Genomic DNA, 14,472 nt, shown 5'->3' with positions numbered 1-14,472 from the left:
TTTATTCTCCCGTGTAAAGTTTTGTTTGCTTTCTATTTTTTGAATTATCAGTAAGTATAGCATACACTTTTAGTGATATACTAGTATTGTAGCTATATTTGTGTCTGTAAATAAAGAATTCTGAACACAGTTTTATGAGGAGGGGGAATATGCAGATATACGTAGCGGGCAATGTGCTTAGGAGCGGTGACGGAAGCGTTAATCATCCTTTTAAGACTATTCAGGAAGCAGCTGATATAGCAGTGGCTGGTGACACTGTCCTGGTTGCTCCCGGTATATACAGAGAGTGGGTAAGACCTAAAAACTCAGGCACCGTAAAAGAGAGAATCGTCTATAAGAGTACATCCAGGGGCGAAGCTGTGATCACAGGCTCCGAAGAACTAAAGGGCTTTGAAGCCTTTGAAAATGTCTGGAGGATCAGGATTCCAAACAGCTTTTTCGGAGATTACAATCCATATATTTCTGAAGTTGCAGGCGACTGGTTCAAGACTTCAGATAAAAATCCCCACACAGGTGAATTATATCTAAATGGAAGATCAATGACTGAAGTTTTTGATCTGTCTTTTTGTATGCATCCAAATAAGGATAAGCGTTCCTGGAACCCTGATTTTTCAGAATATGTCTGGTTTACAGCCCAGGAAGACAACAATACGGTCATCTATGCCAACTTCCAGGGAAAAGACCCGAATCAGGAGGATGTAGAGATCTCTGTCAGAAGGGCCTGCTTTTTCCCGGAGAAAAAAGGCTTGGATTATATTACTGTAAGTGGTTTTATGATCAGGAATGCTGCGACTCAGTGGGCGCCGCCTACAGCAATGCAGGAAGGTATGGTAGGGCCAAACTGGTCAAAGGGATGGATCATAGAAGAGTGCGAGATAGCTGAGTCAAAATGTGTTGGAATAAGCCTTGGAAAGTATTATCAGCAGGGCAATAACAACAAGTGGACTTCCTATTGGTTAAAAGATGGCACGCAGACCCAGAGAGATGCAGTGTGCCAGGCAGTTAATGATGGCTGGGATAAAGAAACAGTTGGATCTCACATTGTCAGAAGATGTGATATACATGACTGCGGTCAGGCAGGAATTGTAGGCCATATGGGATGTGCTTTCTCAATCATCGAGGACAACCACATCCATCATATAAACAATAAGCACAACCTTGAAGGCGCGGAGATTGGCGGTATCAAGTTCCACGCTGCAATAGATACGCAGATCAGAAGGAACCATATCGACCACTGCACAAGAGGAATATGGCTTGACTGGGAGGCACAGGGAACAAGGGTTACCCAGAACTTCCTTCACGATAATGTTCCGCCAAAGGGAACTATCATAGAAAGCGGGCTCTCCCTTGGAGAAGATATATTTATCGAGGTATCCCATGGCCCGACAATTGTTGATCACAATCTGCTTTTGTCTGATATTGCAGCAAGGATCAGTGCTCAGGGAATTGCCTTTGTGCACAATCTTATAGCCGGCTCTTTTACCTATGTTGGAAATGGAACAGACAATGGCGGGAAAAAGTTTGCTACAAACAGATATACTCCATATCATGTGCCGCATTCAACGAAGATTGCAGGCTTTATGACAATACTTCACGGTGACGCGAGATTTTATAACAACATTTTTGTTCAAAAGCCAATAAGACAGGATCTTTTGGACTACTGTGTTTCAAAAGAAGCTGATACCATAGACCGCAACAACTTTATATGTGGAACTGTTCCTTACAACACATATCCAAGTCCTTCTGAATATTTTGGCAAATTTGGCAGGAACGCAAAAAAGACTTTAGGCTCTAATGATCTGTACTATGATCATCTGCCGGTTTATTTCGGAGGCAACGCCTATTTTAATGGCGCAAGGAGCTGTGATTTTGAGACCTCTGCTCATATGGATCAGGGTCACAAAATAAGCCTGTATGTGGATGAAGAAGAGGGACGGTATACACTTCATACCAATCTTTATGAGTATCTTCCAAGGAGCTTTACAGTTCCTGTTAATTCCGATTCTTTAGGACTTGCTTTTGAACCGGAGGAGAGATTTGAGAACCCTGATGGAAGCTCAATTCTGTTTGATACAGACTATTTTGGCAGAAAAAGAGGGCGCTTCCCTGTTGCAGGGCCTTTCGAGGAATGCGGCAGTGACAGGTTTACAGTCCAGACTCCTTTGTTCTATTCCTATAAGATAAAGCATGATGAGAATGCGAGAATAGAAGAAAAGAAAGAAAAAGAGGAAGAAGATATCAGGTATGAGTCAGAGCCTGAGATGGTTGCAGATACCACAGGCTTTGAGACTGACCTTGGCGACTATGTTGCAGAAGTTAATGCGAATGTTCTTTTGACCGGGTGCTCAAATGTAGGAATAAAGTTCCCATTTGAGGGCGAACTCTTTATAGTCAGCGACATGTTCGTTAAGGGGAACGAAGTGTGGCTCTATGATTCCACCAATGAAAAGCTTGTAGAGCTTGACTGTGAGTACGGAATATATCATAGTTTAAAGAAGTGGTCTGTAGGAGCGCTGCAATCACTTGACGTAAGTGATGACCCCAACGCTGAGGGACTTGTAAGGACAGCGGGAACGCTTCTTTGCATTTTAAATAAGAGCCTGGCGCACGACCCTGTTGATACCTGCAGTACCATTGAAGAGAAGGTCAACAGCGGAATAGAGCCAAAGGGCATAAAGATGAGATTTAAACCCAAATATCTCAAATTTATAAGAGGGAAAAAGTTCATTTCACTGGAGGATGTTATCTATAGGATAAGCAGAGCATCTATGGATATAGTGACCGAAAGAATTGAGCATTTATAAAACTATAGATAAGGATTAAAAGTTTTGATGGAGAGAAAAAATTGGTACAAACTGGATAATGCCGCTAAGATTGTTCCTTCTACGGCCAGAGGAGCAAACACAAGGGTATTCAGACTTACATGCGAGTTAAAAGAAAAAGTTGAAAAGGATATGCTTCAGATAGCTCTTGATGAGACTATCGATGAATTTCCGTTTTTTAACTGTGTCCTTCACAGGGGAATTTTCTGGTATTACCTTGAGGACAGTGATCTAAGGCCTGTTGTTGAACTTGAGCACACACCGGCCTGCATGCCGCTTTATATTCCGGGGCATAAAAATCTTTTATACAGAGTTAACTATTTTGATAAAAGAATAAATCTTGAAATGTTCCACGTTCTTGCGGATGGAACCGGAGCCTTCATGTTCTTTAAGACTCTTATTATCCGTTACCTTCAGCTGAAACACTCACTTAGCGAGGATATCAAGCCTGTTGATGAGTTTTCTGTGGAAGAAAAGAATGTTGATGCATTCATTGATAACTACAGCAAGCAAAAGGGACTCAAGCAGCTTAAGGAGATGTCAGCTGTTAAGGCATATCAGGTAAGCGGTGAGCTTGATGAAAACCTCCTTCCGCATCTTCTTGAAGGAACGGTATCAAGCAGTAAATTCCTGGAACTTGCACATCAGCATAACACAACAGTTGGCGTTTTATGCGTTGCAATCTATATTAAGGCTGCCATACTCAGCATGAACCGTGGTCAAAAGAAAAGGCATGTTGTGGTAAGTGTTCCTGTAAATTTGAGACAGTTCTATCACAGTGGAACAGCCAGGAATTTCTTTGGCGTTATCAATATCGATTATGATCCTGCTAATTATGACGGCAATCTGAATACGATAATAGAGCCTGTTGACAAAGCCTTTAAGGAAAAACTCTCAGCTGAGAATATTGAAAAGACCATGAATTCTTATTCTGCTCTTGAGCACAATCTGGCCGTTAAAGTGGTTCCACTTCCTATAAAGGATTTTACGATCGGAAGATTTGATGCTGCTGCCAAAAAGGGTGTAACAACTTCCATGTCAAACATTGGAAGGATCAAAATGCCCAAAGAGGTTGAGGAATATATAGACAGATTCAGTGCCTTTATGACCGCTGCATCACAGCAGGTAACAGTATGCTCTTTTGGCGATAAGATGACTTTTGGCGAAGCCTCACCATTTAAGACCCACAGGGTAATGCTTAATTTCTTTAGATGCCTGTCAGAGCAGGGAATAGAAGTTGAGCTTGGGTCAAATGACTATGATGAGGAGGTAAGTGACTGATGCAGATATGCCCAAAGTGTAAAGTTAATATACGAGGAAATAAGAGCTGTTGCCCATTATGCCAGGGGAAACTTAAAAATGTAGAAGGCGAAGCAAGTCCTTCTTTTCCAACAATAAGAAGAAAAAAGATCAGTAATATCACGTTTTTGAAGGTATGTACCTTCCTGTTTGTGGCTTCAGAAATAGTTTTTGCAACCATCAATATCATGACTGAGAATAAGTTCTCATTTATCAGTCCCGTTATGCTGGGAATTCTGGCAGGATGGATCACGATAATAACCACCATGTATCTTAGAAACAACCTGATAAAGGTAATAACATGGGAAGTAATAGTCGCTATTGTTGTAGATATTTATGTTGATCTTCATACAGGTTTTTATGGGTGGAGTTTTGCGTGGATGATACCGCTGACGCTTATAGGGCTCGCCATTGCAACAATTATTACAGCCCTTGTGTTAAAGCTAAGACTTGATGAGTACATTCTTTACCTTGTACTTGACCTTGTGATGGTACTTCTTCAGATTTTATTTATCAAAAATGGCATGAATAAGGTTCCGTGGCCTGCAGTCACCAGCGTGATGATATACCTGATCCTCTTTGCAGGAGTTATCATCTTCAGGTTCGGCGACCTTAAGAATGCTTCAGAAAAAATGTTTAACATGTGATGATGTAGCGAAGCGGAGCAATCCGTATATCATCACAAAGTATCACACAAAGTATCATCACAAAGTGTAATAGGTGTTTCATGAGTTTAAAGAACAGACTTAACAAAAGCAATTTCAAACGAGGAATCGTCTTTGCAAACAGAGTGGGAGACTTCGTGGAGAACTCCATTGGAAAGGTAATGGAGGACCGCAACAAACTGGCGGATGAACTTCCTGATGATCCCAAGGATATGACCTGGTACAGAGTCTCTCTGGACAGGGGGCTTTCGGGAGATGGTTCTGAGTATTATATCTATGTTAAAAAAGCTGATCCGGATAAGCTGTGCGTCTTTTTATCAGGAGGCGGAGTAGCATGGAATGAGTACACTGCAGCAAGACCTGTTACAGGGGGCAAAGTCGCGGCAGGACTTCCAAACTATTATTGGAATAATTTAAGACCTTTTACCCAGCTTATGAATATAAACGTTGGTATAACCGACATAGCATCGGATAAAAATCCTTTTAAGGACTGGAGCTTTGTGGTAATAACTTATGCCACAGGAGATTTCCATATCGGAAACAACGATTATCCATATAAATCAGAGGAGGGTAAGGATGAAGTCCTTCATTTCCATGGATACGTAAATTTCCGCGAGAGTATGAAAGTGGCTAAAAAGCTCTTTCCATCACCATCAAAGCTTTTGATTGCCGGTAATTCAGCAGGTGCCTTCGCGGTTCCCGCCCTGGCTGGAGAGATTGTTGATGACTATTATCCAAACGCCAGGAATATCACGGTTTTTTCTGACAGCGGACAGCTCCTTTACAAAAACTGGAGAAAGACAGCTAAAAATATCTGGATGACAAAGGAAAGTCTTTGGAAGCCGATAGTCAGCGATAACATAACCCTTGACTGGTATAAAGCTCTTTATGCCAAGTATGGGGACAGGTTTAAATTTTTATATTCAAGTTCCACCAGAGATTATCTATTAAGTGCTTATTACAACGATATTATCCGCAGAAAGTATGAGACGGATTCTGAAGTGCAGGATGAGTACTATCACCAGCTTATTCAGATGGTAAAAGAGCTAAAGAGTATAACTCCATCTTTTGGCATTTTCATAAATGATTGGAAATTACCGCTTATTACCATGGGAGGAACAGTTCACACCAGTGTGAGAGAGCTCCATTTCACCGCATTTACCCAAAATGGCATATCTATGGCCAACTGGCTTATTGATGCCGTTGAAGGTAAGGTTTATGATGTTGGAATGGATCTTTTACGAGAAGATAAAGAAAATAATAAAAAGGGGAAAGCAAGGACTAGAAAGAAATGACTTACACAGCAGATTGGGATTCACTATCAAATTACAGAGTGCCGCAGTGGTACTCAGATGCACGATTTGGAATATTCATCCATTTTGGAATCTATTCCGTTCCTGCATATGCCAATGAATGGTACTCAAGAAATATGTATATTCAGGGCACAAGAGAGTTTGAACATCATGTTAAGACCTACGGCCCTCATAAGGATTTTGGATATAAAGATTTTATTCCTATGTTCAAGGCTGAGAAATTTAATGCCGATGAATGGGCAGATCTTTTCCAGAAGGCGGGAGCAAAATATGTAGTTCCTGTAGCAGAACACCACGACGGATTTCAGATGTACAAGAGCAAGATATCAAAATGGAATGCCTATGAGATGGGACCAAAGATTGATTATCTTGGAGAGCTTAAAAAGAGCGTTGAGAAAAAGGGCATGAGACTTGGCGCTTCTTCACACAGAATAGAGCACTGGTTCTTTATGAGCCACGGCAGAAATTTTGAGAGTGATATAAACGACTCTATTACAAAGGATAGCCTCTACTGGCCTGCAATGAAAGAGCCTGAGGATCATTACGACCTCTATGCTGAGCCTACTCCAACAAAAGAGTTTATGGAGGACTGGCTTTTAAGGACAAAAGAGATCATTGATAACTATCATCCTGAAGTTCTTTATTTTGACTGGTGGATACAGGAAGCTTGTTTAAAGCCATACCTTAGAGAGATGGCAGCTTACTATTACAACGAAATGGAGAAGATCGGAAAGGTTGGTGTCATCAACTACAAGCACGATGCATTCCCATTTGGAGTTGCAGTTCCTGATGTGGAGAGGGGACAGATGGCTCTGGCACAGCCATTTATCTGGCAGACTGATACGGCGATAGGAAGACGCTCCTGGTGTTACACTATCGACAATGAGTACAAGGATTCTGAGGAAATAGTATGCAACCTTATCGACGCAGTGGCCAAGAACGGAAATATGCTTTTAAATGTCGGACCAAAGCCTGACGGGACAATTTCTGATGAGGATAAAAAGACATTACTTGGAATAGGTAAGTGGCTCTCAGAAAACGGCGAAGCTATCTATAATTCAAAGCCATACAGAGTAGCAGAAGAAGGACCAACCAAGATGGGCGGCGGACAGTTTACCGATAAGCAGAAGATAAACTATACGCCTGAAGATATCAGATTCACAGTGGCACATGGCAATATCTATGTGCATGTTCTTAAATGCGCTGATAATGGTGAATACATAGTAAAGAGCCTTGGTACACAAAAAGATGCCGCCAGTTCTACCGGTTTTTCAGGTATAATCAGAGGCATCAAAGTGCTGGCAAACGATAGCCCTGTAACTTTTGAAAGAAAAGACGATGGTCTTCATTTAAAAACAGATTACAAGAGCGATATGCCAGTCGTATTTAAGATTGAAATGTTATAACGGATGATCCGGGTAGAAGCTTGCTTCAATCAACAAAGCAGGCTTCTATCTGAGCTTCATATTCATCACGAAGATCCTCGGGAATATCATACTCATCCAGTGCTTCGGCAACTGACCAGTGTTCATTGGCCATAGAACGAAGAATGCTACGTATTATCAGCTGGTCTGAAGCCTCCAAAGTAGCAACACTATTCATAATCACACCCTCCTCAAAAAACGAAAATTCATACACTTTCTAACTACAATATATTGTAGTATAAAAAAATATAGATACAAGTATTGACATTTATTTGAGAATAACTTTTGTGTAATATGCACATAAAATGAGGGGTAATTTCATGCAATTGCTTGTAATTACAATTTTATTATCTGTACTTGGTCTTCTGTCATCTTTTGTTTTGGTCGGAATATTTCCATCAATTATAGCTCTTTGTCTGAGTATTTATTGTTATTTACAGAAAAAATCAATAAATATAGTCAGAGCTCTTTGCATGTCTTTTGTAGGAGTTCTTGTTCCAATAATCATGTATTTAAATTGCTACGGTATTTCGTTACCTTTTGATAAAGGGATGGGGATGCCTTTTTGGAAACAGATAATATATGAGAATTATTCCAACATGGGATTCGATATGTCTTTTCTCAAAGGGAAAAAGAATCTGGATCTTAATGTTGAACACATAGAAACAGCCCAAAATGAAACCGAGGGGACTGAAAAAGAAAGTGAAGACCTCTACTACGTAAGTGACGGTGTGATTCAGGATAAACCTGGATATGTAAGCGGGACAGCTGCAAGTAGTGCAGGGACTTCAGAGGAAAAAGCGGATTCACTTGATTACAGGGACTATCCTCAAAACATCTTTGAGAAATTTGAAGATATAGAAAAAGACTATGATACAAAACCTGTAAGCGGATTCGTGGGTGCTTCTGATGATGATATGCCATCTTATGGCGGACTTCCTCTTGGGACGATCATAGTTGCCCAGTATTTCAGAGAGGACGATCACAACTGTAATCCTGTTATTGTGCTCCAGAATAAGACAGGAGAAACATTCAGATATGAGTGTATGTTCACAGCAAGAGACAGCGAGGGGAATGAGCTGGCAGTTTCTGAGAGAACATCGGAGGTGGTGCCTGATGAGGCCAAGTTTGTGATTGAGGGGCGTTTTGATAAGAGCGACTTAAATGGTATGATCCCATCAATGTATGAATTTACCATTACCAAAAGAACTCCCTACGAAAAGGACATGACTGATCAGGTTCTCGTCTACACGAAGGTGGATGGCAACTCGGTTATTTTAGCGGCCGACAATACTTCAGACATAAAGGTCAAGGTTGATGCCTACATTCTTTTCTTTGACGGAGATGAGCTTGTGGACTGTATCTGGCTTATTCCGCACAACATTGATGAAGTCTGTATAAATCCGGGGAGTCTTGCCACAATAAAGGGCGATGCCTATTACAAATTTGACAGGATAGAAACTTACTATACTGCTTACGAAGCAATCGAAGCTGATTGATAGCACAAGAAAACTGAAAAAGATATATTGGTTTCCAACAAAAACTAATATATCTTTTTGTTAAAATGCTACAAAAATAGAGCTAGAATATTGTGAATGTATTGCAAATAGCACAATATGGACTTATCATAATAGCATGATTTAAGATTTTTTGGGGAAGGGTAGGAGTAATAAATGGCTAAATATGTAATGGCTTTGGACTCTGGAACAACAAGTAACAGATGTATCCTTTTTAATCAAAAGGGAGAGATCTGTTCCTGTGCTCAAAAGGAATTCACACAGTTCTTTCCGGAGCCAGGCTGGGTTGAGCATGATGCCAGCGAAATTTGGCAGACACAGTTGTCTGTAGCAAGAGAGGCAATGAATAAGATTGACGCCAAATTTGAAGATATAGCATCAATCGGAATAACAAATCAGCGTGAGACTGTTATCGTTTGGGACAGAAAGACAGGACAGCCAATCACACACGCCATTGTATGGCAGTGCCGCAGAACTGCTGATTTTGCAGAAAAAATGAAAGCTGAAAGACCCGGAATCGTTGAGGAATTCCAGTGCAAGACAGGTCTTAAGTTCGATCCTTATTTTTCAGGAACCAAGATCAGATGGATCCTCGATAATGTGGATGGAGCAAGACAGAGAGCAGAAAATGGCGAGCTTTGTTTTGGAACAGTTGATTCCTGGCTTATTTACAAGCTTACAAAGGGAAAGGTTCACGTAACCGATTATTCTAACGCTTCAAGAACACTTCTTTTTAACATCAATACATTGGAATGGGATAAAGAGCTTTGCGAAATTCTTGATATTCCTATGAGCATGCTTCCTGAGGTTAAGCCTTCAAGCTGTGTCTATGGCGAGACAGATCCTGAGTTCTTTGGAGGACCTATTAGGATCGCAGGAGCTGCAGGTGACCAGCAGGCGGCGCTTTTTGGACAGACATGTTTCAACAAGGGCGATGCCAAGAACACTTATGGAACCGGCTGCTTTATGCTCATGAATACAGGAGATAAGCCTGTTTATTCCAAGAATGATCTTTTGACAACAATTGCATGGGGCATCGATGGAAAAGTCACATACGCGCTGGAAGGTTCAGTCTATGTTGCAGGAGCAGCAATTCAGTGGCTTAGGGACGAGCTCAGAGCAATTGATTCTGCACCTGATTCAGAGTATTTTGCAACAAGAGTTAAAGATACAAACGGATGCTACGTGGTTCCTGCATTTACAGGACTTGGTGCTCCATATTGGGACCCTTACGCAAGAGGCGCGATCGTAGGACTTACACGAGGCGTAAATAAGTACCACATTATAAGGGCGACAGTTGAGTCTTTGGCTTTCCAGACTGCAGATGTACTTGCAGCCATGGAGCTTGATACAGGAAATAAGCTCACAAGTCTTCGAGTTGATGGCGGAGCTTCCAAGAACAATTTCCTGCTTCAGTTCCAGTCAGACATTATAGATACAGATGTTGTAAGACCAAGCTGTGTTGAAACTACAGCTATGGGAGCAGCATATCTTGCAGGTCTTGCGGTTGGATACTGGAAAAATAAAGAGGATGTTTTAAATAACTGGTCTGTAGACAAAGAGTTCAAGAGCTCAATGGATAAGGAAAAGAGAGAAAAAGAGCTTGCGGGCTGGAAACAGGCTGTTGCTTCAACACGCGGTTGGGCAAAAAACTAATTTAGGAGATGGTAAATATGTACGATTGTCTAATAATAGGCGCAGGGGTTTCAGGAAGCGCCATTGCCAGAGAAGTATCAAAATACAAGGCTAACGTATGTGTGCTTGAAAAATGCGAAGATGTATGCGAAGGCACATCAAAGGCTAATTCTGCCATAGTTCATGCCGGATTTGACGCTGAAGAGGGCTCGCTTATGGCCAGACTCAACGTGGAAGGAAATGAGATGATGGATCAGCTTTCAAAGGATCTTGATATCCCATTTAAGAGAAACGGTTCCATGGTTGTTTGTGTTCACAAAGAGGAGCTTGACGGCCTTAAGACTCTCTATGAGAGAGGCGTAAAAAATGGAGTTAAGGGTCTTAAGATCCTTTCAAAAGAGGAAGCTCTTAAGATGGAGCCTAATCTTTCAGATAACGTAGAGGGTGCTTTATTTGCCCCTACAGGCGGAATCATCTGCCCGTTTGAGCTTACGATAGCTATGGCTGAAAACGCCAATGTAAACGGAGTTGAGTTTAGATTCAACACTGAAGTTGAAGATATCAAAAGAGGTGAGGATGGCCTTTGGCATTTAAGAACAAACAATGGTGAATATGTGACCCGTATGGTTATAAATGCTGCAGGCGTTCATGCCGATGAGATCCACAACATGGTCAGCAGCGATAAGATGCACATTATTGAGAGACGCGGAGATTACTGCCTTCTTGATAAGCAGGTTGGAGGATATGTGTCACACACTATTTTCCCTCAGCCTACTAGGTATGGTAAGGGCGTACTCGTTACACCTACTGTTCACGGCAACCTCCTTGTGGGCCCTACAGCAATCGACCTTGAGAATAAAGAGGGCAACAATACAACAGCACAGGGGCTTGATGAAGTTGTTTCAAAGGCAAGTGAAAACGTAAAGAATCTTCCTATGAGGAATGTCATTACTTCTTTTGCAGGACTTCGAGCTCATCTTGAGAGACATGAGTTCGTGATTGAGGAAGTCAAGGATGCACCTGGCTTTATCGATGTAGCCGGAATCGAGTCTCCTGGACTTTCAGCTTCTCCTGCTATTGGAAAGATGGTTGGAGAAATGGTAAAAGAAAAGCTCTCTTTAACTGAAAAAGAAAACTGGATCGGAACAAGAAAAGGAATCACGAAGACAGAGGGACTTTCTGTTGAAGAGATGAATGAGCTCATTAAAAAGAATCCTGCTTATGGAACAATCGTATGCAGATGTGAATCCATAACAGAAGGAGAAATCCTTGAGGCTATCCACAGACCTCTCGGCGCACGCTCACTTGATGGAGTAAAGCGCAGAACAAGGGCAGGAATGGGAAGATGTCAGGCAGGCTTCTGCAGTCCAAGAACAATGGAAATAATCAATAGAGAACTGGGACTCCCTTACGAGAAGATAACCAAGAGTGGTGGCAAATCGTACATTGTCCTTGAAAGAACAAAAGGGGAGGCAAGTTTATCATGAAGACAGTAGACATAGTAATTGTAGGCGGCGGTCCTGCAGGACTTGCAGCCGCAGTAGCAGCAAAAGAGGCAGGGAATGACAGCATCCTTATCCTTGAGAGAGACCATGAACTTGGTGGAATCTTAAATCAGTGCATCCACAATGGTTTTGGCCTTCATACTTTCAAGGAAGAGCTCACAGGCCCTGAATATGCTTATAGATTTATCAAAAAGGCTTTGGATCTTGGCATTGAGTATAAGCTTAATACCATGGTTATGGATATTTCAGCAGATAAGGTTGTAACTGCAATAAATAAAGATGACGGATGCTTCCAGATAGCAGCCAAGGCAGTTATCCTTGCCATGGGATGCAGAGAAAGGCCAAGAGGTGCCCTCAATATTCCGGGTTACAGACCGGCAGGTATCTTTTCTGCAGGAACAGCTCAGAGACTTGTAAATATTGAAGGATATATGCCAGGAAGAGAGGTTGTTATCCTTGGATCTGGAGACATCGGACTTATTATGGCCCGAAGAATGACACTTGAAGGTGCAAAGGTAAAGGTTGTAGCTGAGCTTATGCCTTACTCAGGCGGACTTAAGAGAAATATAGTTCAGTGTCTTGATGACTATGGAATTCCTCTTAAGCTCTCACATACTGTAGTTGACATCGAGGGAAAAGACCATGTGACAGCCGTAACTATCGCAGAAGTTGGCCCGGATAGAAAGCCAATCAAGGGTACAGAAGAGAGATACACTTGCGATACACTTCTTTTATCCTGCGGACTTATCCCTGAGAATGAGCTTTCAAGATCAGCAGGCGTAAAGATGAGCCCTGTTACTTCAGGCCCTGTTGTAAATGAGTCCCTTGAGACAAATATCCCGGGCGTATTTGCCTGCGGCAATGTTCTTCACGTTCATGACCTTGTTGACTATGTTTCTGAAGAAGCAAAAAGAGCAGGTCAGAACGCTGTTAAGTACATAAATGATGGCTGCAAGGATGAAAGCGGTGCAGAAACAATTGAGATCACTGCGACAGATGGCGCGAGATATACAGTTCCAAGTTCAATCAATCCTGAACGTATGGATGATCTTTTGACAGTAAGATTCAGAGTCGGTGATGTTTACAAGAACTCTTTTGTCAGTGTTTACTTTGATGATGAACGCATCATGCATAACCAGAAGAGGATTATGGCTCCCGGTGAAATGGAACAAATCATTTTGAGAAAGAGCCAGATTCAGGAACATAGCGGACTTAAGAAGATAACGGTTAAGATTGAAAATGAGTAAGCCTATGAAAGCTTATTTAATAAGATCAGGGAAATAGAGGTATTGGAGATGGAAAAAAGAGAACTTACCTGTATAGGATGTCCTATGGGCTGCCAGCTGACTGTATCTATGGAAAACGGAGAGGTTTTGGAAGTCGCAGGTAATACCTGCCCAAAGGGCGATATATATGCTAGAAAAGAAGTTGTTAATCCCACCAGGATTGTCACAAGCACTATTAGAATAACCGGTGGAGATAAAGAGAGAGTATCAGTAAAAACTGCAAGCGATATTCCAAAGGACAAGATCTTTGAAGTCATGAAAGATATAGACGCAGCTGTTGTCAGTGCTCCTGCTCATATTGGAGATGTACTTATAGAAGATGTTGCAGGAACTGGAGTAAGCGTGATCGCTACAAGAGAGATAGCTGCGGTTTGATATAAGACTGTAGATTAGTGAGATGATTCTGATGTTTGCAATTAGCATACATCAGAATCATCTTCCTTTGTATATGCGTAAGTAGCTGGCTCCATGCGCCACCATTGACTGAACCTGAGGAAAACGCCCTGCAGGCTCTGCCGACGGTGAGGATGATGGGAACAGTAGTTAGATTCATGCACCGTCGGATTCAGCATTGTAGCGTTTTCCCCAGAACCCGTCAATGGCAAGCACCTTCGGTGTGGCTAGGTATAAGGGCCTCTGACTCTGATTCCGAGAACAGTAGGGGCGTTTGAAATTGAATCAGCTCGAGACTTGGGATATTGAAAACATAAAGATTTACCTGGCTATAGCATGCTGCGAGAGTTTTTTTTCGATTTTCATGCCTTGTGCAGAGGCTTCTGACATGATTTGGAGATTTTTTGCAAGTATCACATGCTTTGTATAGTGGTTCAGACATGTTGTTAGTGATTTTGACTCAGATACCATGTCTTTGCTTAGTAATTCGACATGCTGTGTCAGATTTTTTCTCATAATTCATGCCTTGAATAGAATCGTTTGGCATGAGATCTGGCATTTATTCTATTATTCATGTCTTGTACATCTTTTTCGACATGACGCGAGCATCTTT

11 protein-coding genes are annotated in these 14,472 nt (G+C 41.7%); 10 read left to right on the top strand and 1 reads right to left on the bottom strand.

The genetic code is table 11. The features are described from left to right. Positions 1-149: 149 nt before the first annotated feature. The 5 genes from G585_RS17840 (at position 150) to G585_RS17830 (ending at position 7,505) form a co-directional block, all read left to right on the top strand. Entirely contained in the window at positions 150-2,804 is a 2,655-nt protein-coding gene (locus G585_RS17840) for a right-handed parallel beta-helix repeat-containing protein (RefSeq protein WP_022774868.1), read from the top strand. A 27-nt stretch (positions 2,805-2,831) separates the two neighbouring features. Then, positions 2,832-4,103 carry a hypothetical protein gene (locus G585_RS0110485; protein WP_022774867.1) on the top strand — a complete coding sequence of 424 codons (1,272 nt, stop codon included), beginning with the start codon at positions 2,832-2,834 and terminating at the stop codon, positions 4,101-4,103. Next, positions 4,103-4,768 carry a DUF6320 domain-containing protein gene (locus G585_RS0110480; RefSeq protein ID WP_022774865.1) on the top strand — a complete coding sequence of 222 codons (666 nt, stop codon included), beginning with the start codon at positions 4,103-4,105 and terminating at the stop codon, positions 4,766-4,768. The genes G585_RS0110485 and G585_RS0110480 overlap by 1 nt, the downstream gene beginning before the upstream one ends. A gap of 80 nt (positions 4,769-4,848) precedes the next feature. Further along, positions 4,849-6,081, top strand: coding sequence for a pectin acetylesterase-family hydrolase (locus tag G585_RS19540; RefSeq protein ID WP_022774864.1), 1,233 nt, complete (start codon positions 4,849-4,851; stop codon positions 6,079-6,081). Next, complete coding sequence (locus G585_RS17830; RefSeq protein ID WP_022774862.1) at positions 6,078-7,505, top strand: alpha-L-fucosidase; 1,428 nt, start codon at positions 6,078-6,080, stop codon at positions 7,503-7,505. The genes G585_RS19540 and G585_RS17830 overlap by 4 nt, the downstream gene beginning before the upstream one ends. Positions 7,506-7,530: 25 nt before the next feature. Here G585_RS17830 and G585_RS19535 read toward each other — a convergent pair whose 3' ends face one another. After that, entirely contained in the window at positions 7,531-7,701 is a 171-nt protein-coding gene (locus tag G585_RS19535) for a hypothetical protein (protein WP_022774861.1), read from the bottom strand. Positions 7,702-7,843: 142 nt separating this feature from the next. Between G585_RS19535 and G585_RS0110460 the strand changes: the two genes are divergently transcribed. From G585_RS0110460 to G585_RS0110440, 5 genes are all read left to right on the top strand, one after another. After that, complete coding sequence (locus G585_RS0110460; protein ID WP_022774860.1) at positions 7,844-9,022, top strand: hypothetical protein; 1,179 nt, start codon at positions 7,844-7,846, stop codon at positions 9,020-9,022. A gap of 174 nt (positions 9,023-9,196) precedes the next feature. Further along, entirely contained in the window at positions 9,197-10,696 is a 1,500-nt protein-coding gene (glpK, locus tag G585_RS0110455) for a glycerol kinase GlpK (RefSeq protein ID WP_022774858.1), read from the top strand. A gap of 17 nt (positions 10,697-10,713) precedes the next feature. Beyond that, on the top strand, positions 10,714-12,162 hold the full coding sequence (locus G585_RS0110450) for an NAD(P)/FAD-dependent oxidoreductase (protein ID WP_022774857.1): 1,449 nt from the start codon (positions 10,714-10,716) through the stop codon (positions 12,160-12,162). Then, the gene (locus tag G585_RS0110445) at positions 12,159-13,427 is read left to right on the top strand and encodes an NAD(P)/FAD-dependent oxidoreductase (RefSeq protein ID WP_022774856.1); all 1,269 of its coding nucleotides are present in this window, start codon (positions 12,159-12,161) and stop codon (positions 13,425-13,427) included. Before G585_RS0110450 ends, G585_RS0110445 begins: the two co-directional genes overlap by 4 nt. A 48-nt stretch (positions 13,428-13,475) precedes the next feature. Further along, entirely contained in the window at positions 13,476-13,841 is a 366-nt protein-coding gene (locus tag G585_RS0110440) for a DUF1667 domain-containing protein (RefSeq protein WP_022774854.1), read from the top strand. Positions 13,842-14,472: the final 631 nt, after the last annotated feature.

It is taken from the genome of Butyrivibrio sp. AE2015, assembly GCF_000420825.1.
GTDB lineage: Bacteria > Bacillota > Clostridia > Lachnospirales > Lachnospiraceae > Butyrivibrio.
The sequence above is the reverse complement of the archived record's forward strand: the minus strand, read 5'-3'. Positions and strand labels throughout refer to the sequence as shown.

What these genes read in the sequence shown, in the direction of transcription:
- G585_RS17840 (WP_022774868.1), top strand. Translation starts at nt 150, where the DNA reads ATGCAGATATACGTAGCGGGCAATGTGCTTAGGAGCGGTGACGGAAGC.
- G585_RS0110485 (WP_022774867.1), top strand. Translation starts at nt 2,832, where the DNA reads ATGGAGAGAAAAAATTGGTACAAACTGGATAATGCCGCTAAGATTGTT.
- G585_RS0110480 (WP_022774865.1), top strand. Translation starts at nt 4,103, where the DNA reads ATGCAGATATGCCCAAAGTGTAAAGTTAATATACGAGGAAATAAGAGC.
- G585_RS19540 (WP_022774864.1), top strand. Translation starts at nt 4,849, where the DNA reads ATGAGTTTAAAGAACAGACTTAACAAAAGCAATTTCAAACGAGGAATC.
- G585_RS17830 (WP_022774862.1), top strand. Translation starts at nt 6,078, where the DNA reads ATGACTTACACAGCAGATTGGGATTCACTATCAAATTACAGAGTGCCG.
- G585_RS19535 (WP_022774861.1), bottom strand. Translation starts at nt 7,701, where the DNA reads ATGAATAGTGTTGCTACTTTGGAGGCTTCAGACCAGCTGATAATACGT.
- G585_RS0110460 (WP_022774860.1), top strand. Translation starts at nt 7,844, where the DNA reads ATGCAATTGCTTGTAATTACAATTTTATTATCTGTACTTGGTCTTCTG.
- glpK (WP_022774858.1), top strand. Translation starts at nt 9,197, where the DNA reads ATGGCTAAATATGTAATGGCTTTGGACTCTGGAACAACAAGTAACAGA.
- G585_RS0110450 (WP_022774857.1), top strand. Translation starts at nt 10,714, where the DNA reads ATGTACGATTGTCTAATAATAGGCGCAGGGGTTTCAGGAAGCGCCATT.
- G585_RS0110445 (WP_022774856.1), top strand. Translation starts at nt 12,159, where the DNA reads ATGAAGACAGTAGACATAGTAATTGTAGGCGGCGGTCCTGCAGGACTT.
- G585_RS0110440 (WP_022774854.1), top strand. Translation starts at nt 13,476, where the DNA reads ATGGAAAAAAGAGAACTTACCTGTATAGGATGTCCTATGGGCTGCCAG.